Origin of the sequence: Amycolatopsis sp. NBC_00438, assembly GCF_036026695.1 — a bacterium.
Classification (GTDB): domain Bacteria; phylum Actinomycetota; class Actinomycetes; order Mycobacteriales; family Pseudonocardiaceae; genus Amycolatopsis.
Genome location: NZ_CP107923.1, coordinates 8,713,323 through 8,735,470 on the forward strand (window position 1 = coordinate 8,713,323; position 22,148 = coordinate 8,735,470).

Here is a 22,148-nt window from a genome sequence, read left to right on the forward strand (position 1 = left end):
CATTTTCTCCGGTCATTACTTGCCGGTTTCCCGAGGACGGCGGCGACCGTCCGGCCTGACTCCCAGGCGGTGCGAGCCGACCGCGTCCCTGGTGGCGTCCAGGGCGTTGACCGACGCGTCCATGTGCCGCTGCGCGACGCCGATGAACAGGCAGTCGATGACGGTGAGCTGGGCGATGCGGCTCGCCGTGGCCCCCGAACGGAAGGTGGTTTCCCGGGCGGCCGTCGTCAAAACGTAGTCGGCGACCTCCGTGATGGGGGAGCGCGGGAAGTTCGTCACGGCGATGGTGATCGCGCCGTGCTCCCGGGCCACCCGCAGCGCCTCGACGGTGTCGGTGGTCGCGCCGGTGTGCGAGACGCCGATCGCGACGTCACCGGGGCTCAGCACCGCGGCCGAGGTGAGCATGATGTGCGTGTCCGACCACGAGAAGCACACGCGGCCGATGCGGTGCAGCTTCTGCTGCAGGTCCGCGGCGACGAACGCGCTGGCGCCCACGCCGTAGACGTCGGAGCGGCCGGCGTTGGCGACGACCTCGATGACGCGCTGCATCGTGGCGACGTCGAGCTGCTCGGCCGTCTCTTCGACGGCGCGCGCGTCGGCGAAGCTGACCTTGCTGATCACGGCGGCCAGGTCGTCGTCCGGGCCGATCTCGCCGCCGAGGTTGCGCGAGCTGCGCGCCTCGGTGCGGGCGGTGTCCGCGGCCAGCGCGATGCGCAGCTGCGGGTAGCCGCCGACGCCGACGGCCTTGCAGAACCGCGTCACCGTCGTCTCGCTCGTGTTGGCGGCCAGCGCCACCTCGGTGATGCTGCGTCTCGCGACGTGCGCGGGATCCTCCAGCACCACCTTGGCCACGCGCTGCTCGGCGCGGGCCAGTCCGGGGAGCAGCGACCGGATCCGGACCAGCGGGCTGGCGTCGGCGTCCCGTACGGCCGACTGGACCGGCACGGCTTCGGACGGTGCCGTTCCGACTACGGATTCGGTATCAGTCACCGTCGGAAAGTTACTAACCGTTGGCATTTGCGACAAGGTTACCCACACCCTTCGGTACGATCGCAACCCGTCCGTGTCTGCGGATCTCGATTTGCGATTAATCGTTGACCAGAAAGTCGCCAACAGGGTCGACCTTGTTAACGAGGTCAAGCTAACGACTTGGCAACTTAGTGTCGCGACGCAAACGGCTTGGTACCGCTCAGCGGTACCCGGATGTCGGCGTTCGGCGACCGAACGGTCACCGTGCGCTCAACTGGAAACCTTCAGCGGTGAAAGCAGACGATTCCCGCTCACCGTCGAGGAGTGATCGGCCGCGTTCGGTGACTTTCACACCGTCGACCGAAACTCCGCGGCCGGTGTAGTTCGGATCGGTGCCGTAACGCCACCTGAGGCTGACCGCGGCGGCCTGGGGCAGCGTGGCCGTCACCTTCCACCAGGCACGGTGCCCGTGTCCGGAGAGCGACGTCACATCTCCGGACGGTGCACCCGGCCCGGATACCGATAGGACGATCGGTTGCCAGTTCACCCCGTCGGTGCTGGTCTGCAGCTGTAGTGGATCGGTGCTTCCCTCGGTGTCCACGAAGGCGTAGAAGGACACGCGTGCTTGATCACTTTGCGTAGTAATGGGCCGCGTACTCAGCGTGGCGACCGCATTGTTACCCAGCGTGCTCGTCCAGGCGTCCTTCCCGGCGGCCGGCTTCACGGCCATCGCCCGTGCCAGCGACGTCGCCCACACCTGGCGGGCGGTGTTGATCGAGCCCCAGTTGCGGCTCGGGTGCACGCGGTTCGTCAGCAAGATCGCGAACGAGCGCGACTCCGGGTCGATGACCAGCGTCGTTCCGGTGAAACCGGTGTGCCCGGCGGTGACCGGCGAGGCCAGCGCGCCCATGTACCAAGGCTGGTCGAGCTCGAAGCCGAGGCCGTGCGAGTCGTCCGGGAACTGCTGGTTGTAGTTGGTGAGCATCAGACGCACGGTGTCCGGGCTCAGCACCCGGTGCCCGCGGTAACTGCCGCCGTTGAGGATCGTCTGGGCCAGCACGGCCATGTCACCCGCCGTGCTGAACACCCCGGCGTGCCCGGCGACACCGCCGAGCGACCACGCGTTCTCGTCGTGCACGCTGCCGCGCACCATCCCGCGCGGCGGGTTCGCCTCGAACTCCGTCGCGGCGATCCGGTTCAGCTTCGACGCGGGCGGGTTGTACCCGGTGTCGGTCATGCCCAGCGGCGCGGTGATGCGGTCGTGCACGACCTTGTCGAGCGTCTGCCCGGTCAGCTTCTCGACGATGAAGCCGAGGGTGAGCAGGTTGATGTCGGAGTAGAGGTACGTCGTGCCCGGCTTGTTCTTTAGCGGGCTGTCGAGCACGGCCTGCCGGCGCGACGGGATGTCCGGGTAGCCGGCCCACAGCGACGGGATCGGGTCGGCGTCGAACCCGGAGACGTGCGTGAGCAGCATCTTGATCGTGATGGCGGCCTTGTCGCCGGTCGCGAACTCCGGGAAGAAGCGGCTCACCGGGGTGTCGACGGTGAGCTGCCCGCGTTCGATGAGCTGCAGCACGGCGATCGAGGTGAACAGCTTGGAGATCGACGCCATGTCGAAGATGGTGTCGTTCCGCATCGGGACCTGCTGGTCGGCGGGCAGTTCGGTGCCCGCGGCGTCGGCGTACCGCAGCGCGCCCCCGACCGCGTACCGGTCGACGACGACGCCGTCGTGCGCGAGCAGCCCGACCGCGCCGGAGAAGTGCGGGTGCCCGGTGGCGTCCGGCTTCGTCCAGCTCGCCAGGAAGTCCTCGGCCGACTTGATCGGCGCCGGGTCGAGGTTGACGTCCTTCGGCGGCCCGTCGCGCAAGGTCGTCCACGACGGCGCGAAGCCCTGCTGCGGCCGGTCGAACCGGCCGGCGTCATCGTGGCGTCCGGCGGGGGTGGCGATGGCACTGGCTCCCGAGGTCAACGTGGTCAGCGCGACCAGCACTCCGGTGGCCGCGGCGAGGACCTTCCTAGCACGCACGACTCTTCCTCTCAGCGGTAGAGCAGGTGACGACGACGTCTGCGGTCGAACTCGGCCAGCTCGGCCCGCCAGGCGCCGGTGACCTCGTCGACGCCGGCACCGGCGTCGACCATCGTCCGGAGCCGGTCGGACCCGGAGAGCTTGTCGATGTAGTTGTCGGGACGCCAAGCGAACTTGTCCGGGTGCAGCGCCTTGGCCGTGACGAGCATGGCGACCGCCGTCCGGATCGCGTCGAACGCCCGCGGATCGCTGACGCTCACCTGGACGCCGCCGCAGGTCTCGTTGACGAACTTGCCGAACGTCGGCACGAAGTAGATCTCCCGGAACTTCGCACCGGGCAAGTGGAGCTCTTCGAGCTTCTCGCGCCAGCGCCAGTCGAGCCCGGGCGCGCCGATGATCTCGAACGGCCGGGTCGTCCCGCGGCCCTCGGAGAACACCGTGCCTTCGAACATGCCGGTGCCGGGGTAGACGAGCGCGCTGTCCGGCGTCGGCATGTTCGGGCTCGGCAGCACCCAGTTCAGCCCGGTCTGCGCGAACTGGACGTCACGCTGCCAGCCGCGTACCTGGACGACGTCGAGCTTCGCGAGCTGGACGCCTTCACCCGGCAGGAACTCCGCGGCGAAGTAGCGCGCGAGTTCGCCGACGGTCATGCCGTGCTGCTGGGCGATCGGCTTCTTCCCGATCCCGGAGGCGAACTTCGGGTCGAGCACCGGCCCGGCGAGCCGGCCGCCGATCGGGTTCGGGCGGTCCAGGACGACGACGGCGACGCCGGTCTTGGCCGCGGCCACCATCGCCGTGTAGAGCGACCAGATGTAGGTGTAGAAGCGCGCGCCGACATCCGCGATGTCGAACACGAGGGTGTCGATGGCCGCCTTGGTGAACAGCGAAGCGAGCTTCGCCGCGTCGGCGCCGTACGCGTCGTACACGGGCACGCCGGTGCGTGGGTCCGTGTAGTCGCCCTCGGAACCGCCGGCCTGCGCGCTGCCGCGGAAGCCGTGTTCGGGCCCGAAGGCCGCGACCGGCTTGACGCCGGCCGCGACCATCGAGTCGACGATGTGGTCCCCGTTCAGCAGCACGCCGGTCGGGTTCGACAGCACGCCGAGCTTGCGGCCCTTGAAGGCCTGCCAGCCCTGTGCGGCCAGTTGCTCCGCGCCGGTCAGCAGCCGGCCGTGGCTCTGCGCCTCGGCCGGCTCCGGCTGCGCCCCGGCCGCTGGGGAACCGCCCCCGAGCGCCGGGATCGCGAGGGCGCTCGCACTCGCGCCGAGGAAGTGGCGCCGGTTCAGGTTCACCAGGTGAGCCCGTGGCCGAACGGGTACTTGACGGTCTGCAGGTCGGCGCCCGCCGGGATGTCGACCGGCAGCTTCCCGACCGGCTTCGCCTCGCCGAGGATGACCTTGGTCAGCGCCTCCAGCGTCGGGTTGATGTAGCCGTAGGTCGCCAGCCAGGTCGGCACGGCGTTCGCGTAGCCCGCGTCGTACGGGATCTGGGCGGCGACGGCGACGACCGGCTTGCCGGTGGCCTGCAGGGCCTGGAGCAGCTTGGTCTGCAGGGGGAAGCCGCCGATGTTGTTGGTCAGCACGACCACGAGGTCGACGTTCTTGGCGTTCGCCGCGGCCTGCGCGATCTGGGCGTCGGTCGGGGCCTGCCCGGTCTGGTACGCGGTCGCCGCCGTGCCGTGAGCGGTGAGCTTCTGGGCGAGCGTCGCCGTCGTGGAGACGCCCCAGCCGGTCACGAGCGCCGTCGTGGGCTTCTGCTTGAGCGGCAGGACGCCGGCGTCGTTGGCGATGGCTGTGATACCGCGGTCGGCGATGTCCTGCGCGGTCTTGAGGTTGGCCGGCGTGCCGACGGTCTTCATCACCCGGTTCGCGTCGACGAACGGCGAGAACAGGATGCCGCGCTTGAACTTCAGCTTCAGCACGCGCAGCACGCTCTGGTCGATCCGCTGCATCGACAGGTCGCCGGTCTTCACGGCGTTGAGCACCGCGTTGATCGCGACGTCCAGGTGCACCGGCATGAGCAGCTGGTCGATCCCCGCCTTCAGCGCGAGCACCGGGATCTCGGCGTCGCTGTGCATTTCCCGCACACCCTGCATTTCCAGTGAGTCGGTGATGACGACGCCGTTGTAACCGAGTTCCTTGCGCAGTTTGCCGGTGATGATCGGCTGCGACAGCGTCGCCGGCTCGAGCGACGGGTCGAGGCTCGGGAACTGGATGTGCGCGCTCATGATCGAGTCGATGCCCGCCGCGATCGCGGCCTTGAACGGCGGCACGTCGATGTCACGCCACTGCTGCTCGGTCCGGTCGATCCGGGGCAGGCCGGTGTGGCTGTCGGTGGCCGCGTCACCGTGGCCGGGGAAGTGCTTGGCCGTCGCCGCGACGGTCTTCGTCGGGAAGTCCGAGTTCTGGTAGCCCTTCACCTCGGCCGTGACGAACTGGCTCGCCAGCCCGGGCTGCCCGGCGAAGGAGCGGACGCCGATGACCGGGTTCGCCGGGTTCGAGTTGACGTCCGAATCGGGCGCGAAGTCCTGGTTGATGCCGACCGCGCGCAGCTCGTGCCCGAGGATCGTCGCGGCCTTCGTCGCCCGGCTCGTGTCGCGGCCGGCCGAGATGGCCATCGAGTTCGGGAACTCCGTGGCGGGCGCGCCCATCCGGGTGACCGTGCCACCCTCCTGGTCGGCGCCGACCTGCAGCGGGATGTGCGCCCCGCTCGAGACGGCGGCCTTCTGGAGGCCGTTGGACAGCTTCGCGACCTGGACGGGGTCGTCGAAGTTGTCGCGGCTGTCGTTGTTGAAGTAGATGACGCCGCCCAGGTGGTACTTCTGGATCACTTGCGCCGGGGTGTCGACACCGAAGTCGGTCTGGTTCTTCGGGTTGACCTCGTCCGCGGACTTGCCGTTCACCCAGGTGACGAACAGCTGCCCGACCTTCTGCTCGAGCGTCAGGCCACGCAGCGCCTGCGTCGCCGCGGCGTCCGCCTGCGCGTCCGCGCTCACCGCCGGTGCGCTCGCCGCGGTCGCGACACCCACACCGGTGAGGGCGAGCAACCCCGCGACGGGCAGCGCGAGCGCATGGAACCTCCGATTTCGGGTCGTCACGACCAGCCTCCCAGAAAGTTGCGGGCGCCCGGTGCGACGTGAGAAGTCCACTCAGAGGCGCCAATATCGGGAAGCTACTCACCGAATCCTTCGATGTCCATCGACCGACCGCAGCAACGGTCGAGTTAGTACCCGGATCGGTAGGAAATTCGCCGCTCGCAAGATGCAGCTCACCCGAACGGACCGGTGGGAGGGGAGACCCGAACGGCCCAGCCTGCTCGCGGCGGCTCCGGACCGGGGTACCCACATGACGAGGCGGCGCCCGTGGCCAAAGGCCAACGGGCGCCGCCTGCAAAGCGCGAACATCTCGGGCGACCAAGCGTGCAACTCTGGTCGTACCTACATGGACTCGGCGTGTGGCGTCCCACTACGCAGTCCCTAGACGACGAGCCTCCCGCGGCGCGCTGCGCGTGGGTACCCGGAGTCCGCGCACGGAGATTCGCCGGGGTGGAACAGGCTTCTCTTCTACCTGTTCCCTGGCCGACCGAACGTCCGCACCTTCTTTCTACGCCGTGAGCCCGGTCACTTCAAGTGCGCGGATGGGTGCACCGGTACAGAGGCTGGATCGGGTGACACGGGCACCCTCAGCGACGGACAATTCGGGGCTGGGCCAAGCAAAGCGGACGCCGTACGGCCGTGTGGGTGGTGGAGGTGCGCTCAGCGGGACCGACGGCGACGGCTGAGGCCGTACCAGGTCGCCCCGGCGGCCATCGCGCCGACACCCAGGGCCACCATGCCGGCCGACCGGGTCGGGATCCGGCTGCGCAGCGACATGGGCCGGTCGAAGGCCAGGATCGGCCAGCCGCGGTCGAGCGCCTCCCGCCGCAGCAGCTTGTCCGGGTTGACCGCGTGCGGGTGCCCGACGACCTCGAGGAGCGGGATGTCGGTGCTCGAGTCGGTGTAGGCGAAACACTCGGCGAGGTCGTAGCCGTGGGTCGCGGCGAGCTGTTTCGCGGCGACGGCTTTGTTGGCGCCGTAGCAATAGAAGTCGACTTCGCCGGAATAGCGGCCGTCGACTATCTGCATCCGCGTCGCCACGCTCCGGGTCGCCCCGAGCATTTCCGCCACGGGTGCGACGACCTCTTCGCCGGTCGCCGAGAGCACGATGACGTCGTGGCCGTCTTCGCGGTGCTGCGCGATCAGCTCGGTCGCCTCCGCGTACACGAGCGGGTCGACGACGTCGTGCAGGGTTTCCCGCACGATCGCTGAAACCTGCGCGACGTCCCAGCCGGTGCACAGCGCGGAGACCTCCGCGCGCATCCGCTCGGTCTTGTTCTCGTCGGCGCCCGCGAGCGAGAACACCAGCTGCGCGTAGGCACTGCGCAACGCGGCGCGACGGTTGATCAGTCCCTCCTTCAGCAATGGTTTGCTGAACGCCAGTGCGCTCGACGAAGCGATGATCGTCTTGTCCAGGTCGAAGAACGCGGCCACCGCGTGCTCCGGGCCCGGGTTCCGGATGCGCGTCGGCGCGCTGATCGGTTCGGCCACGTGTCCAGGATAAGAGCTTGATCGCGACGCGTCCCGTTGATCCACCACACGTGCGTCGTGTCGCCGGAAAATCCATGACAGGAAGGGACTTTCGACGCGCGATGCCGTTACCGAACTGTGCGCATCGCCCGGCGGGCGATCCGGCGTCCGGCGGAGTTACAGTGAGGGAGCCCGGTGTCCAACCGGGCCGGTTCAGTCCGACCCCCCGGGGCTGAACCCTTGGCGGCCCCCGTCCCTCCCCCCTGGCGGGGGCCGCCTTCTTAACCTTCCGCTTGCCTTGCGCGAGCCCGGGTTCCGAATCGCCGGACAGTTCTGTCGCGCCTCGCGCCGGTCCGGAAATCTCCGCACGCGTGCGCCGCGATCTTGTCACGCCCCACCGACAGAATCGGCGCGCGAGCCGTTTCCCCGCGGCAGTTGTCCACATCACCCCGGTTGTCCACAGGCCGCGTCTCGCCCCGTTGTGCCCCCGCACCCTCCGCCGCGACGGTGGAACCCGGGCCATCCGAGGCCCGCACCGACGACGGGGGAGGAACACATGGCGGGGGAACGACCGCTCGTGGTCGCCACGGACGAAACCGTGCTCGACGAGATTCTGCGCGTGGCCGCGGTGGCGGGCTGCGAGCTCGACCGAGCCCCGGACCTGACCGCGGCCGGCGGGCAGTGGGCCCGGGCGCCGCTGGTGGTCCTCGACGAGGAAACGGCACTGCTGCCACCCTCGCTGCCTCGGCGCGCCGGGATCCTCCTGGTCTGCAAGGGCGCCCCGGAACCGAGGACGTGGGAGCACGCGTTCCGCGTCGGCGTCGAGCGCGTGATCTCGTTGCCGGAGGAGGAGACCGAGCTCGCGGGGGCGTTCGCGGACGTCGTCGAGACGCCGGCCGACGAAGCCGGGCTGGTGCTCGGCGTGGTCGGCGGCCGCGGCGGCGCGGGCGCGTCCGTCTTCGCCGCGACGCTCGCGCTGGCGGCCGACCGCGATCCCGGTGGCGCTCTGCTCGTGGACTGCGACCCGCTGGGCGGCGGACTGGATCTGTTGCTCGGCTTGGAGAAGACGCCCGGCCCGCGCTGGTCCGAAGTCCGGTTGAGCGGCCGGGTGTCGGTACCGGCGCTGGCCGCAGCGCTGCCCCAGCGACGTCACCGCGGCGGCAGCCTGCCGGTGCTGGCGTGCGGTCGCGAAGGCGAGGGCCCGGCGGTGGAGTCCCTGTCGGCGGTCCTCTCCGCGGGCCGCCGCGCGGGCCGCACGGTGGTCTGCGACCTCCCGCGCACCCTCGGCGACGCGGCAGCGGAAGCGGCCACGGTGGCCGACCTCGTGGTGCTCCTGGTCCCCGTGGAGTTCCGCGCGTGCATGGCGGCGAAGCAGGTGCTGCGCCGGCTGTCGGAGCTGACGGCCCGTGTCGGCGTGGTCGCGTGTGGACGGTCCCGCTCCGGGGTCTCACCCGACCGGACGGCAGGCTTGCTCGGCCCGCCCCTGCTGGCGTCGATGCCCCCGGAGCGAGGCTTGCCGGCCGCCGTGGAGCGTGGCGAGTTCCCGGCCAAACAGGCCGGGCCCTTGTCCGCCGCGGCAGCGGACGTCCTGTCGGTGGCCCGCCGCGAAGTCCGGGCGGCGACCCGGTGACGCCGCACCCGCCGACGCCCCCGATCCGGGTAGGCGAACTGCTGCTCCCCACGATCCTCACCCTGGCCGGCCGCAACACGGCGAGCGCCAGGCAGTTCCTGGAGCTGTTCCCGCCCGGGCCGCGCTCGCCGTCGAGCACCCGGCCACTCATTTCTTCCCAGCCCAAGGCGGCGAACCCATGACGACGGCCCTCGCGGACCGGCCCCGCGCTCCGTTTCCCCAACGCCGACGGTGTTCACCGACGGCAGTCCGTCTCCGAGCAAAGCGGTGAACCCATGACGACCGACTTCGTGGACCGCGTCCGCAACCGCCTCGCCGGCGATCGCCGCCAGGCCGATCCGGTCGCCGTCGCCACCGCCGTCCGAGCCGAGGCGGGCGGCGCCCTCGGCCACGACGCGGTGCTCGACGCCGCCCGCCAGGCCCGCGACGAGTTCGTCGGCGCCGGCCCGCTGGCCCCGCTCCTCGACGACCCGTCGACCACCGATGTGCTCGTCACCGGCCCCGACGAGGTCTGGACGGACGGCCCGCACGGCCTCACCCGCGCCGAAATCCGCTTCGAAGGCGAAGAATCCGTCCGCCGCCTGGCCCAGCGCCTCGCCCTGGCGGCCGGCCGGCGCCTCGACGACGCGCAGCCCTATGTGGACGGCTGGCTCCCCGGATCCGGCCCGCACGGCCGCATCCGCGTGCACGCCGTCCTCCCGCCGGTCGCCGCGAACGGCACCTGCCTGTCGCTGCGCGTCCTCCGTCCGGCAACGCACGACCTCGCAGCCCTGCAAGAGCTCGGCGCGTTCGACGCGAGCGGCGCGAAACTGCTGCAGCAGGTCGTCGCGCGGCGGATGGCCTTCCTCGTCACCGGGGGCACCGGCGCGGGCAAGACCACCCTGCTGGCCGCGCTGCTCGGCGCGGTCGACCCGGGCGAGCGGATCGTCTGCGTCGAGGACGCCGGCGAGCTGCAGCCCGCGCACCCGCAGTTCGTCGGCCTCGTCGCCCGACCGGCCAATGTGGAGGGTGTGGGTGCGGTCGGCCTGCCCGAGCTGGTGCGGGAGGCGCTGCGCATGCGTCCTGACCGGCTGGTCCTCGGCGAGGTCCGCGGCGCCGAGGTCGGCGCCCTGCTCACGGCGTTGAACACCGGCCACGACGGCGGCGCCTGCACCCTTCACGCCAACTCCCCGGCCGAAGTGCCCGCGCGCATCGAGGCGCTGGCCGCGCTCGGCGGCGTGGGCCGCGACGCCGTGCACAGCCAGCTCGTCGCGGCGATCCGCGTCGTGCTCCACATGCGACGCGAACCAGGCGGCCAACGCCGTCTCGCCGAGGTCGGCGTGCTCCGCGGCGAGCGCGGACGCGCGCGAGTGGTGCCGGTGTGGCGCGCGGGCCGCTGGACGGTCGACCGCCACCTCTTCGTGACGTCGGGAGCGCTCGGGTGCTGATTCTCTTTGCTGGACAACGTTTTCCGCGCGGCCGAAGGAGTGTGCGATGATCACCGCGTGGTTCCCGCTGTGCGTCGGTGCGGCTCTGGCGTGCTGGCCCGCGGCGCCCGACCGGCTGCAAACCGTGGTGGAACACGCTGCGACACAGTCCCGCGTCCGGCCGCCCGAGTTGTGGCGGATCGTGCGCTGGCTGCTCCCCGCCGCGCTCGCCGGGCTGCTCGCGGGAGTCGGCGGCGCCGTCGCCGCCGGTGTGCTGACGCTGGCGTGGCGCCAGGAATGGCAAGCCCACCGCCGCGCGAACCGGGACCTCGCGATGGCCTCGCACACGGCGACCGCGTTGCGGACGATGGTCGCCGAGTTGCGCGCCGGAGCCCACCCGATGACCGCGGCGGAGGCGGCCGCCGACGTCGTCCCCGCGGTTTCGGCGGACTTGCGCGCCTTGGCCGCCGCGGCCCGCCTGGACGGCGAGCTACAAGCGCCGGCGGTCCCGGAACTGGCCACGGCGTGGACCTTGGGCAGGCGCTACGGCCTGCCGATGGCCGACGTCCTGGACGCCGCCCGCCGCGACGCCGAAGCCGGCTTGGCGTACGCCCGCCGGATGCGCGCGAAACTGGCCGGGCCGCGCTCGAGTGCCGCGGTGCTCACCGGCCTCCCGGTGCTGTGCGTGCTCCTCGGGCAGACGATGGGCGCGTCACCGCTGTCGGTGTTGGTCGAAAGCACACCGGGGCAGCTTTTACTGGTCGTCGGCAGTGTCCTGCTCTGGGTGGGAACGGCTTGGTGCCGCGCCCTGACCGGCCGAGTGCGGCTCCGATGAACGCGGCGGCTCTACTGCTCTTCGCCGGCGCGGTCGTCATCTGGCCGGGCGACGCCGCCGTGGCCCGGCGGTTCGCCTGGCTGACGGCCGGCCGGACCCCCGAGCCCGCGCGCAAGTGGCCCGGCGCGGTCCCGCACATCGCGACGACGCTGGGCGGCGTCTCGCTGGCGGTGCTCATCGGCGGTCTGGCCGGGATCGTCATAGGTGCGATCGTGACCGCGGCCGGCTGGTGGGCGATCCGCCGTTCCCGGCGACCAGCCGCGCCCACGGCCGACATCGCCACCAGACTCCGGCTGGCGGGCACACTCGATCTCCTGGCCGCCTGCCTGAGGGCGGGCCTCCCGGTGCCGACGGCGCTCGACGCGGTGTCCGGCGCCGCACCCGCCGAGACAGCCGCGGCCCTGCGATCGACCGCGGCCCTGCTCGCTCTCGGCTCGGAGGCCGGCGAGGCCTGGGCGTCGGTGCAGGCGGTCCCCGGCCTCAACGAACTGGCGGTCGCGGCGATCCGCACGTCCCGTTCGGGCGCCGCGTTCGCCACGGCCGCCGGCGACCTCGCCGAGCGGTTCCGCGAGGAGCTGGCCACCGAGGCCGAGGAACGCGCCGAACGGGCCGGAGTAGCGCTCGCCCTGCCGGTGGGTCTGTGTTTCCTGCCCGCCTTCTTCTGCCTCGGCGTGCTGCCGGTCGTCCTCAGCCTGGCCGCCCGTCTCGGCCCCCTCTTCTGACCACGACCACCGAAAGGAACCCCCCTCATGAGCACACCCCATCGACGTCCTGCCGCCGACGACGGCTCCACGACGGTCGAATACGCCATCGTCACGGTCGCCGTAGCGGCTTTCGCGGCTGTCCTCTACACCCTGCTCACCGGCGACTCGGTCGTCTCCTGGCTGACGAGCCTGGTCATGAAGGCCTTGTCGGTCCCGTCATGACCCGCCGCGACGACGGCTCGGTCACGGTCGAAGCGGCGCTCGGCTTGGCCGGCCTCACGGTGGTGACGGTGTTGCTGCTGGGCGCCCTGACGCTCTTGACGGCCCAGCTGAGCTGCACAGACGCCGCCCGTGAGGCAGCGCGCCTCCTGGCCCGGGGCCAACCCGCCCAGGCCGAGGAGGCGGTCCACCAGATCGCCCCGGCAGGAGCGACCCTCGACGTCCAGCACACGGGCGAAGAGATCACGGTCAGAGTGGCAGCCCGCCCAGCCGGCGGCCTCCTCCCGGCGATCGACCTGAAGGCCACGGCCTACGCCCTGGCCGAGCCAGGCACCGATGCAGCCCGCTGACCAGCGCCGCCCCCGGACGCCAGGCAAACGAGCAGATGCGCCATCCACCGGACGAACGCTCGTCGGCAGCCAGCCGACGGCCTCCTGGATGCGGCAGACCGGTCCAGCCACGGAAGCGGACAGTGGGGTGGCCACCATCTGGACGGCCATGGCAGTCGCGGCCGTGACAGGAGTGGCCGTGCTCAGCTTCTGGCTGGGCACGGTGGTCATCGCCCGGCACCACGTGGAATCGGCCGCCGACCTGGGCGCCCTCGCCGCGGCATCACACGCGTCGGAGGGCCCGGACCGGGCCTGCGACAGCGCCCGGTGGGTCACCGACCGCATGGGAGTCACGCTCCTGACCTGCCGCTGGCAACGCCTGGACGCCCTGATAGAGGTCGAAGCCCCAAGTTCGACGTTCCCCGGCCTACCCGGCCCGTCCGCCCACGCCCGAGCAGGCCCCACCGGCCAACCACGGTGACCACCGGCGAACCGGCGGGCCCATGAGCGGAAACGAGCCGAAAGGCGGCGGATCGCGGTGGCGAGCACTTGACCGCGAGGTCTGGCCTAGCCAGCCTGCCACGAATACTGCGGCGGCTGGCAGCGATCAGGCTCGGTCGAGAGGCTTCGCCCTGTCTCTCGACCGCGATCAACTGCGGCGGCTGGCAGCGGTTGGGCTCGGTCGAGCCGCGAGGCCTTGCGGCTCTGCCACGGATATCTGCGGTGGCTGACGGTTGTCGAGCAAGATCGAGAGCCTTCGCCTTGCCTCTCCGCCGCGATTAACTGCGGCGGTTGGCGGCGGTCGGGCTCGGTAGAGAGGCCTGGCCTGGCCTTGCCTCTCTGCTGCGGGTAGCTGCGGCGGCTGGCGGTTATCGGGCTCCGTCGAGAGGCTGGGGCCTTGCCGCTCTGCCGTGGAAACCTGCAAAAACGGGCGGCGGTCGGGCTCGATCGAGAAGCCTGGCTCTGCCTCTACGGTGATTAGCTGTGGCGGCTGGCCGCGGTCTAGCTGCTCCACCGAGAGAGCCGGACAAACCCTCTGCCACGAGCTGCTGCGTGGGCCGGTCTCCGCTGGGCCTCCGAACGTGAGGCGCCCTCCGAGCTCCACCTGCCGTGAACGGTGCCTGGACACCGCCCGGGCCGCTGGATCCAGAGGCCGAGCCCAGGTCACTCGCGGTGGCCAAGAACAACGCCCGGCTACCGCTCAGTGGTCTGAGCGAATGGCCGTTCACCAAGGCGTCGACCGCCGAGGCCTGCCGTGCCCGCAACTTGCCAGCCGGAATCACAGCTCGCCGTCCAGCGGCCTGACCCGCCGGTGCGGTCGACCGGCGGACGCCGACCGGTCGGTATGCGGGGGTGACCGGCTCCTCCGCCGGGCCGCGCGATGAGCGGCGGTTGGTCACGCGCAGCGGTCATCAGCGCACGGCGAGCGGTCAAAACCCCCGTCCACCTGGGCCGATGATGGTGACTCTCGGCCCCTGCGGGCCCCCTGGCGGGCGTCGATCCTGGGGTTCTTCGCGACGAGCGGTCCTTGTTTGCCTGCCGTTCACCGTCGAACGCCTGCTTGTCCGTTCGGTCCGGCGGTAGGGACTACCGGGCGCTCATCGCCCCGTAACCACCGGTTGTCGCGTGGGGGTTCCGGGCAATGTGCAACTTGCCGTTAAGTGAGACGTGCGACACCACGGCAGGGTCTCGGGGGGTCGCGACGAACCAGACCTCACAGGCAGGAAAGACATGTTGGACGCGAATTGGCCGGACAGCTGGCGCGGCGCCTTCCGCATCGAACTGCGGGCGGAGGCGATCGGTCTCGCTTGGCGTGGCTGGCCGGTGCTGCCGGGCGCCAACCCCGCGCCGCTCACCGACGGTGACGACCTGACCTGGCGCCGTCCCGTCCCGGCCAGCGACAACTGGCGCGAGCAGATCGGCACCCACGCCCACGAGGTCGCCACCTGGTTCTCGGACCGCACCCACAGCCTGCTCGTCGCGACCGGCACCGTGCTCGACGCCATCGAGGTCGACGACGAACTCGGCAAGCGTGCCTGCCGCCTCCTCCGCGCCCTCGGCCACCCCGCGCCGATCATCGCGCTGCCGAACGGCCGCTGGCTGTTCCTCACCACCGTCGCCGACCACGTCCCAGCCGAGCTCGCCTCCCGTGCCACGATCCAGTGGCACGGCAAGGACAGCTGGATCCCGTTGCCTCCCTCGCCGTTCCAGCACGGTGTTGTGCACTGGCGCGTCAAGCCCGAGGTGTGTGGCTGGCAGCTGCCGGACGCCACCGAGGTGCACGACGTTCTCGTCCGTGCCCTGGCCGGCGCCGACGCGGCGCTGCTGGTTCAGACCACCGCGGCCTGAGTCACCCCGAACCACCGCCCCTGGCCGGTCCCAGCCCGGCCGAGGCGGAGCAGGACACAACTCCATGGACCACTGTGTGGCTGTTCTAGGCGCTGTGTTGACGCAATGCCCCGAGCACGGTTCCCAGAACCGCCACCGCCCCCGCCTTGTCCAGCGGTTCGTTGCCGTTCCCGCACTTCGGCGACTGAACGCAGGACGGGCATCCCGTCGGGCACTCGCAGGAGACGATCGCCTCCCGCGTTGCGACCAGCCACGGGACAATCGCGGCATAACCGCGCTCGGCAAATCCCGCACCCCCGGGATGGCCGTCGTGCACGAACACCGTTGCCTCCCCGGTGTCTTCGTGCCACGCGGTACTCACCCCGCCGATGTCCCATCGGTCGCACGTAGCAAAAAGCGGTAGCAGGCCGATCGCCGCGTGCTCGGCGGCATGCAGGGCACCGGGGACCCGTGCCGGAATCAATCCGGCACCCCCCGGTGTCCTGCCACCCTCGTGAACGGGCCCCCGACCGTTCGCCAGGGTCTCCTCCCCGGTCCCCACCGTCCCCGCAGATTCGGTCCCCACCCGATGGCCCCCGGTCCCCGCCTCGCCATCGGCCCCAGATCCGCGGACGCCCCCAGCCGACCCGGCCACCACCGGCCGGCCGTCGGCGACGGTCTCGCGATTGACCGAATCCCGGCCCCCCGAGCCTTGGTCGGTCACGACGCTGCCAGTCGAGTCTCGCCCGCCCGAGTCGCGATGGCTCGAATCCCGATCGGCTACGCCACGTTCGCTCGGGTCCTGCCCGGCCACGTTCCGGATGCCGGAGTCCAAGCCGCCGACGATGGTCTCGCGATTGACCGCATGGTGGTCGGCCAAGTTCCGCCCACTCGGGCTTCGAACGGCTGCCGCCCGGTCGCCCGAATCCCGAGCGATCGCGCCACTGTCAGCCGATTCCCGACCGGCCGTTGCATGGTCGCCTGAGTCCAGGTCGGCTGCGCCACCGCCAACCGAATTCCGCCCGACCGGCCCGAGGTCACCCGAGTCGCGATCGGCTGGTGCGTGGTCGCTCGAATCCCGCCCAGCCGGCCTGCGGCCACCCGAATCCCGCCCGCCCGCGCGCGGTGGCTCGGCAGGGCCGAGCAGGTGCGACGAGATCGTGTACCAGACCGCCCGCGTGTGGAGGCTCTGCTCCGGCAGGTCCAACGGCGTCGAGTCCAGCACCTCGCCCGATGGGCGTCGTCGCAGGTAGCCCACCACCTGGGATGTCACCGCCACCTCGCCCAGGCACACGCTCACTCCGCCGAAGTCCTGCTTCTCCTGGGTGCTCAGCACCGAGATGTCCACGATCTCGCGCGGGGTCGTCGTCCAGTCCGGGTTCTCCGCGTGCACCAGCGCCAGGCCTTGATCCAAGTCCAGCTCATCCACGACGTACGACGAACCCTGGTGCAGATAAACGGCGCCGGGGTGCACCGCGAAGCACGCCGAGCCCGGGTCGACCGTGCCCAGCATGCGGCCGGAGTCCGACTCGACCACCGCGATCTGCTCGCCGCCCGTGCCGCGGATGCCGACGTCGGCGTGCGGGCGATCCCGGGACGTCCAGTACCAGCCACTCGATCGGCGTCGCAGCAGTTTCTGCTCCGCCAGTTCGGCCAGCACCTCCTGGGCTGCCGCGCCGCCGAACATCTCCAGTTCGGGCACCGTCAACGGCAGTTCGGCGACCGCGCACGCCAGCTGCGGTGCCAGCACATACGGGTTCGACGGGTCGAGCACCGCCGACTCCACCGGCCTGTCGAGCAACGCCGCCGGGTGGTGCACCAGGTACGTGTCCAGCGGGTCGTCGCGCGCGACGAACACCACCAGCGCCGAGTCGCCCGAACGGCCCGCCCGGCCGGCCTGCTGCCAGAACGATGCGAGGGTGCCCGGGTAGCCGGCCAGCACCACCGCGTCCAGCCCCGCGATGTCGACGCCCAGCTCCAGCGCGTTGGTCGTCGCGACGCCCAGCAACCGGCCCGACAGCAACGCCGCCTCCAGGGCCCGGCGCTCCTCCGGCAAGTAACCAGACCTATACGCCGCAACGGTTACCGCCAAGCGCGGGTCCACTTCGGACAGTATGCGACGCGCACCCAGCGCGGCCAGTTCCGCGCCCCGGCGCGAGCGGATGAAGGCCAGCGATCGCGCGCCTTCGACGACCAGGTCGGCGAGGATCCGGGACGCCTCCGCGCCGGCCGACCGCCGGACCGGCGCGCCGTTTTCCCCGGTCAATTCCTCCAGCAGCGGTGGCTCCCACAACGCCACCGTCCTTGCGCCGCGCGGTGAAGCGTCATCGGTGACGGCGACGCACGGAACACCGGTGAGCCGCGAGGCGAACGAAGCCGGCGAAGCCGTTGTCGCGGACGCGAGTACGAACACCGGCGAAGCACCGTAGTGCTCCGCCACCCGCCGGAGCCGGCGCAGCAACAGGGCCACGTGCGAGCCGAAGACGCCGCGGTAGCTGTGGCACTCGTCGACGACCACGCAGCCGAGCCGCCGGAAGAACGGCGCCCACCGGCCGTGCGCCGAGAGGATTCCCCGGTGCAGCATGTCCGGGTTGGTGAACACCCAGTTCGCGTGCGCGCGCACCCAGTCACGCTCGACCATCGGCGTGTCCCCGTCGAACGCCGCCGCGCGGACGCCGGGCACGTCCAAAGAGGACACCGACCGCAGCTGGTCCGCGCCCAGCGCCTTGGTCGGCGACAGGTACAGCGCCGTCGTCTTCTCGCCCGCGGCGAGCCGGGACAGCACCGGCAGCTGGTAGGCGAGCGACTTGCCGGACGCCGTGCCGGTCGAAATCACGACATGACGACCTTCGTACGCGTGCGACGCCGCCTCCGCCTGGTGCGCCCACGGCGACGGGACGCCGCAGTCACGCAGCGCGTTCACGACCGCCGGAACCGCCCATGACGGCCACGCCGAGAAGCGCGCCGCCCGGCCCGGCAGGTCCGCGACGTGCGTGATCGGGTCTTCGCGCGCCGGGATGCCCGCGGTCACCCGCCCCAGCAGCCGCCGCCCACGTGATTCGTCCACTCGCCGAGCTTGGCACAGGGGTCCGACAGTTCCGGCGCATCCCAGCAGGGCCAACGGATCGGCGGCAGAGTGATCGATCAAGTGAGGAGGCTCACAAGGTAACGGATTGTACCGTCCCCGGGACGGCTTGTCGGGCCTGGTTGCAGTACCAATACACTCCCGCAATCCACACCCTCTGTGGTGAGCGTCATGTGAGACGTGCGTTGCTGCCCGGCTAGCGTGTCGCTCGGTACAGGGTCCAAGCCAGCGTCGGCCGTGTCGAACCTCGGCCTGCCGTCGACGCTGGCGCATGTCGACGTCTCCTGGAGGACGAATGGCACGGCAGTTCCTCGCGGAGGGCGGCAACATCACGCTCTCCGGAGGTGGCTACACGATCGTCGGTGTAGTCGCCGTGGTCGCGCTTGCCGCACTCGTCATCGGCTACGTCTTGCTCAAGGAGGTGCTGGCCGCGGGCCAGGGCACCGCCAAGATGCAGGACATCGCCAAGGCGGTGCAGGAAGGCGCGGCCGCTTACCTCAAGCGGCAGCGGAACACTCTCGCCATTTTCGGCGCGATCGTGTTCCTCCTGCTCTTCGCACTTCCCGCCGACGACTGGAACGAGAAGATCGGCCGCTCGCTCTTCTTCCTGGTCGGCGCCGGCTTCTCGTTCGCGATCGGTTACCTCGGCATGTGGCTGGCGACGCAGGCGAACCTGCGCGTGGCCGCCGCGTCGCGGGAGGAAGGCGGCCGCGAGACCGCTATGCGCGTGGCCTTCCGCACCGGTGGTGTGGTCGGCATGATCACCGTCGGCCTCGGCCTGTTCGGTGCCGCGGTCGTCGTGCTGGTGTACACCGGCCAGGCGCCCAAGGTCCTCGAAGGCTTCGGTTTCGGCGCCGCCCTGATCGCCATGTTCATGCGTGTCGGCGGCGGCATCTTCACCAAGGCCGCCGACGTCGGCGCGGACCTGGTCGGCAAGGTCGAGCAGGGCATCCCGGAGGACGACCCCCGCAACGCCGCGACCATCGCGGACAACGTCGGTGACAACGTGGGTGACTGCGCCGGCATGGCGGCGGACCTCTTCGAGTCCTACGCCGTCATGCTCGTCGCCGCCCTGATCCTGGGCAGCACCGCCTTCGGCGTGCACGGCCTGATCTTCCCGCTGATCGTGCCGGCCATCGGCGTGATCACCGCGGTGATCGGGGTCTACATCACGAAGGCGCGCGTCGGCGAGCCCGGTCTCGTCACGATCAACCGCTCCTTCTACATCTCCGCGGTCATTTCCGCGGTGCTGTCGGCGATCGCGGCGTTCGTGTACCTGCCGAGCAGCTTCTCCGACTTCGGTGCGGGCTTCGAAAACGCGGGCAACCCGGCGGTCATCGCGACCATCGCGGTGATCATCGGCATCGTGCTCGCCGCGGTCATCCTGAAGCTGACCGGGTACTACACCGGCACCGAGTACAAGCCGGTGAAGGACGTCGCGCAGACGTCGGAGACCGGCGGCGCGACCGTCATCCTCTCCGGCATCTCGGTCGGTTTCGAGTCCGCGGTGTACACCGCGCTGGTGATCGGCGCGGCCGTGTTCGGCGCGTACCTGCTCGGCGGCGGCGTCGCGCTGTTCGCCGTGGCGCTCGCCGGTACCGGCCTGCTGACCACCGTCGGCGTCATCGTCGCGATGGACACCTTCGGCCCGGTTTCGGACAACGCGCAGGGCATCGCCGAGATGTCGGGCGACGTCGACGAGAAGGCCGCGCAGATCCTCACGGAGCTGGACGCGGTCGGCAACACCACCAAGGCGATCACCAAGGGCATCGCGATCGCCACGGCGGTGCTCGCGGCGACGGCGCTGTTCGGCTCCTACTCGGATGCGATCGCGAAGACGCTGGCCGGCATGGGCGCCGGTGTCGCCGACGGGATCTCCGGGGCGAACTCGTTCGTCAACACGATCGTCAGCCCGAACACCCTCGTCGGCGTCATCGTCGGCGCGGCCGTGGTGTTCATGTTCTCCGGTCTCGCCGTCAACGCGGTCTCCCGCGCCGCCGGCGCGGTGGTCTACGAGGTCCGTCGCCAGTTCCGCGACATCCCCGGGATCATGGAGGGCACCACCCGTCCCGAGTACGGCCGGGTCGTCGACATCGTCACGCGCGACTCGCTGCGTGAGCTGACGACGCCGGGTCTGCTGGCGGTCTTCGCCCCGATCGCGGTCGGCTTCGGCCTGGGCACCGGCGCACTCGCCGGCTACCTGGCCGGCGCGATCGCGTGCGGCACCCTGATGGCGATCTTCCTCGCCAACTCCGGTGGCGCGTGGGACAACGCGAAGAAGCTGGTCGAGGACGGCAACCACGGCGGCAAGGGCTCGTCCGCGCACGAGGCCACCATCATCGGTGACACCGTGGGTGACCCGTTCAAGGACACCGCCGGCCCGGCGATCAACCCGCTGATCAAGGTGATGAACCTGGTCTCCGTGCTGATCGCGCCCGCCATCGTGCAGTTCTCGATCGGCCCGGACCAGAACACGGCCGTGCGCATCATCATCTCGCTGGTCGCGGTCGCCGTGATCGTCGCGGCGATCGTGGTCTCGAAGCGCCGTGGGACGGTCCTCACGGACACGCCGACGGAGATCAAGGCCTGACCCTCGCAGTACCCGTTCCCGGGCCCGGCACGCAGCGTCGCGTGCCGGGCCCGGGGCGTGTCGGGACATCCCACACCGGGCCGGCGACTTGCGAAGCGGCACCGAGTCGGTACCGTCGGGCTCTCCGGGACGTCGTCTAGCGGGAGGTGTTCAGGTGCGGCCGCGGTCAACCGTCTTCGCCGCCCTAACCACGACGATCACCATCGGCCTCGCCGGCTGCGGGCAGCAAGCCGCCACGCAGTCGCCGGCGCGGGACCAGGGTCTGTCGGTGACGACCGTGGTGCCGCAGGCCGATCCCGCGGCGAGATGGGCGGACGCCTACTGCGGCGCGGTGAGCGGCCTGGTCCGCACGCTGGCCGCGCTCCCGGCCGTCGATCCGAGCACCCCGCAGCAGGCGTCCCGGACCGCCGGTGACCTGCTGTCGTCGGTGGTCGGCGGGCTCGACCGGAGCCTCGCCGGGCTGACCGCGCTCGGCGCGCCGCCGGTGCCCGCCGCGGACGGCGGCCGTGAGGACGTCATCGGGCAGTTCACCGAGATCCGCACGCAGGCCGAGAACGCGCGCCGGCGCGTCGACGCGGTCCACGCCGACGCGTCGGCGACCAAGGAGGCCCTCGGCGAGGCCAGGGCCACGCTGGACCGCATCGACGCGCTCGACTACCTCAGGGGCCTCAAGGACGTCCCGGCCCTGGAGGCGGCCCAGGAGCGGGCACCCAGCTGCCGTCAGCTGGACCAACCGCCAGGCTGAAAGATCCCGTGACCCTCGCCACGAATCGAACTTGTGTTCTAATATGGCGCGGTGGATCGGACGATCTCGCTCTTCTCCGCGGAGGCCAGCGGGCCCGGCCTGGGCGACCTGGCCGGTCTTTTGTGCTGCCACGGCCAGATCACCGGTTTCGGGCGCACCGCCGCGCGGCTTTCGGTGGTCGTCGAGGAGCCGTGGCGGGCGCACATCCTCGCGCGTGAGCTCCGGCAGCGCGGCGCGGACGCCCAGGTCTCCAAGGCCGACTGCGGCAACCCGCAGGTCCGCACGTCGTTCCGGGTGGACCTGCTCCCGATGGCGCTCAGATGGCTGCGTGAGGGCTGCGCGGGGCCGGTGGAGGACGACTCGGGCAAGGCGGTGCCGGACGGCTTCCGGCTGAGCGGCGCGATGCTGCGGATGTGGGCGCTGGCCGGCGGGCGGCCCGGCACCCAGGGCTATCTGCTGGCCGTCGACCCGCTGGCGCCCGGGATGCACGAGCGGCTGGTCGAGGCGCTGACACCGCTGGGCGTCCTGGCGCGGCTGACCGGCCCGAAGGCCGAGGTCCCGGCCGTGAAGGTCACCGGGAAACGCCGGTTGGAGGCGTTGCTGGAGCTCATCGGCGAACCACCGCCGGGTGCTGAAGCGGCGTGGCCCGGGGCGGCGGTGCCGGAGGCGAACCCGCACCCGGAGGCCGTGACGAGCACGGCCTGACCGGGTGCGGCAGCCG

18 protein-coding genes are annotated in these 22,148 nt (G+C 71.1%); 12 read left to right on the forward strand and 6 right to left on the reverse strand.

Going from position 1 to position 22,148, the window contains the following annotated elements:
- Window positions 1–15: 15 nt before the first annotated feature.
- The 5 genes from OG494_RS40030 to OG494_RS40050 all read right to left on the reverse strand — a co-directional run bounded on the left by OG494_RS40030 (window position 16) and on the right by OG494_RS40050 (window position 7,577).
- Window positions 16–1,017 carry a MurR/RpiR family transcriptional regulator gene (locus OG494_RS40030; RefSeq protein WP_442874341.1) on the reverse strand — a complete coding sequence of 334 codons (1,002 nt, stop codon included), beginning with the start codon at window positions 1,015–1,017 and terminating at the stop codon, window positions 16–18.
- A gap of 211 nt (window positions 1,018–1,228) precedes the next feature.
- Window positions 1,229–2,959 (reverse strand): serine hydrolase, encoded by a 1,731-nt coding sequence (locus tag OG494_RS40035; protein ID WP_328459168.1) that lies wholly within the window; start codon window positions 2,957–2,959, stop codon window positions 1,229–1,231.
- Between the two features lie 47 nt (window positions 2,960–3,006).
- Window positions 3,007–4,284 carry an exo-beta-N-acetylmuramidase NamZ family protein gene (locus OG494_RS40040; RefSeq protein ID WP_328447733.1) on the reverse strand — a complete coding sequence of 426 codons (1,278 nt, stop codon included), beginning with the start codon at window positions 4,282–4,284 and terminating at the stop codon, window positions 3,007–3,009.
- Entirely contained in the window at window positions 4,281–6,038 is a 1,758-nt protein-coding gene (locus OG494_RS40045; RefSeq protein WP_328459169.1) for a glycoside hydrolase family 3 protein, read from the reverse strand. The genes OG494_RS40040 and OG494_RS40045 overlap by 4 nt, the downstream gene beginning before the upstream one ends.
- Before the next feature lie 708 nt (window positions 6,039–6,746).
- Window positions 6,747–7,577, reverse strand: coding sequence for an HAD family hydrolase (locus tag OG494_RS40050; protein ID WP_328447735.1), 831 nt, complete (start codon window positions 7,575–7,577; stop codon window positions 6,747–6,749).
- Window positions 7,578–8,112: 535 nt separating this feature from the next.
- Here OG494_RS40050 and ssd point away from each other — a divergent pair.
- The 9 genes from ssd to OG494_RS40095 all read left to right on the forward strand — a co-directional run bounded on the left by ssd (window position 8,113) and on the right by OG494_RS40095 (window position 15,028).
- Window positions 8,113–9,186 carry a septum site-determining protein Ssd gene (gene ssd, locus OG494_RS40055; protein ID WP_328447737.1) on the forward strand — a complete coding sequence of 358 codons (1,074 nt, stop codon included), beginning with the start codon at window positions 8,113–8,115 and terminating at the stop codon, window positions 9,184–9,186.
- The gene (locus tag OG494_RS40060; RefSeq protein WP_328447738.1) at window positions 9,183–9,368 is read left to right on the forward strand and encodes a hypothetical protein; all 186 of its coding nucleotides are present in this window, start codon (window positions 9,183–9,185) and stop codon (window positions 9,366–9,368) included. Before ssd ends, OG494_RS40060 begins: the two co-directional genes overlap by 4 nt.
- Window positions 9,369–9,461: 93 nt before the next feature.
- On the forward strand, window positions 9,462–10,613 hold the full coding sequence (locus OG494_RS40065; RefSeq protein WP_328447739.1) for a TadA family conjugal transfer-associated ATPase: 1,152 nt from the start codon (window positions 9,462–9,464) through the stop codon (window positions 10,611–10,613).
- Between the two features lie 46 nt (window positions 10,614–10,659).
- Window positions 10,660–11,427 carry a type II secretion system F family protein gene (locus OG494_RS40070; RefSeq protein WP_328447740.1) on the forward strand — a complete coding sequence of 256 codons (768 nt, stop codon included), beginning with the start codon at window positions 10,660–10,662 and terminating at the stop codon, window positions 11,425–11,427.
- Window positions 11,424–12,149, forward strand: coding sequence for a type II secretion system F family protein (locus tag OG494_RS40075; protein WP_328447742.1), 726 nt, complete (start codon window positions 11,424–11,426; stop codon window positions 12,147–12,149). The genes OG494_RS40070 and OG494_RS40075 overlap by 4 nt, the downstream gene beginning before the upstream one ends.
- Window positions 12,150–12,176: 27 nt before the next feature.
- Complete coding sequence (locus tag OG494_RS40080) at window positions 12,177–12,353, forward strand: DUF4244 domain-containing protein (RefSeq protein WP_328447744.1); 177 nt, start codon at window positions 12,177–12,179, stop codon at window positions 12,351–12,353.
- Window positions 12,350–12,700 carry a TadE family type IV pilus minor pilin gene (locus tag OG494_RS40085; RefSeq protein WP_328447745.1) on the forward strand — a complete coding sequence of 117 codons (351 nt, stop codon included), beginning with the start codon at window positions 12,350–12,352 and terminating at the stop codon, window positions 12,698–12,700. Before OG494_RS40080 ends, OG494_RS40085 begins: the two co-directional genes overlap by 4 nt.
- Window positions 12,701–12,788: 88 nt before the next feature.
- Complete coding sequence (locus tag OG494_RS40090; protein WP_328447746.1) at window positions 12,789–13,160, forward strand: Rv3654c family TadE-like protein; 372 nt, start codon at window positions 12,789–12,791, stop codon at window positions 13,158–13,160.
- A gap of 1,250 nt (window positions 13,161–14,410) precedes the next feature.
- Entirely contained in the window at window positions 14,411–15,028 is a 618-nt protein-coding gene (locus OG494_RS40095) for a bifunctional DNA primase/polymerase (RefSeq protein ID WP_328447747.1), read from the forward strand.
- 85 nt (window positions 15,029–15,113) lie between these two features.
- On the opposite strand, the gene OG494_RS40100 is transcribed toward OG494_RS40095, so the two are convergent.
- Window positions 15,114–18,038, reverse strand: coding sequence for a DEAD/DEAH box helicase (locus tag OG494_RS40100; RefSeq protein ID WP_328459170.1), 2,925 nt, complete (start codon window positions 18,036–18,038; stop codon window positions 15,114–15,116).
- Window positions 18,039–18,387: 349 nt separating this feature from the next.
- Here OG494_RS40100 and OG494_RS40105 point away from each other — a divergent pair, with 349 nt between their 5' ends.
- The 3 genes from OG494_RS40105 to OG494_RS40115 all read left to right on the forward strand — a co-directional run bounded on the left by OG494_RS40105 (window position 18,388) and on the right by OG494_RS40115 (window position 22,132).
- Window positions 18,388–20,682 (forward strand): sodium-translocating pyrophosphatase, encoded by a 2,295-nt coding sequence (locus OG494_RS40105; RefSeq protein ID WP_328447748.1) that lies wholly within the window; start codon window positions 18,388–18,390, stop codon window positions 20,680–20,682.
- A 154-nt stretch (window positions 20,683–20,836) separates the two neighbouring features.
- Window positions 20,837–21,427, forward strand: a complete 591-nt coding sequence (locus OG494_RS40110; RefSeq protein WP_328447749.1) for a hypothetical protein — start codon at window positions 20,837–20,839, stop codon at window positions 21,425–21,427.
- A gap of 51 nt (window positions 21,428–21,478) precedes the next feature.
- Window positions 21,479–22,132: a hypothetical protein gene (locus OG494_RS40115; RefSeq protein ID WP_328447751.1), complete on the forward strand. Its 654-nt coding sequence runs from the start codon at window positions 21,479–21,481 to the stop codon at window positions 22,130–22,132.
- Window positions 22,133–22,148 lie beyond the last annotated feature (16 nt).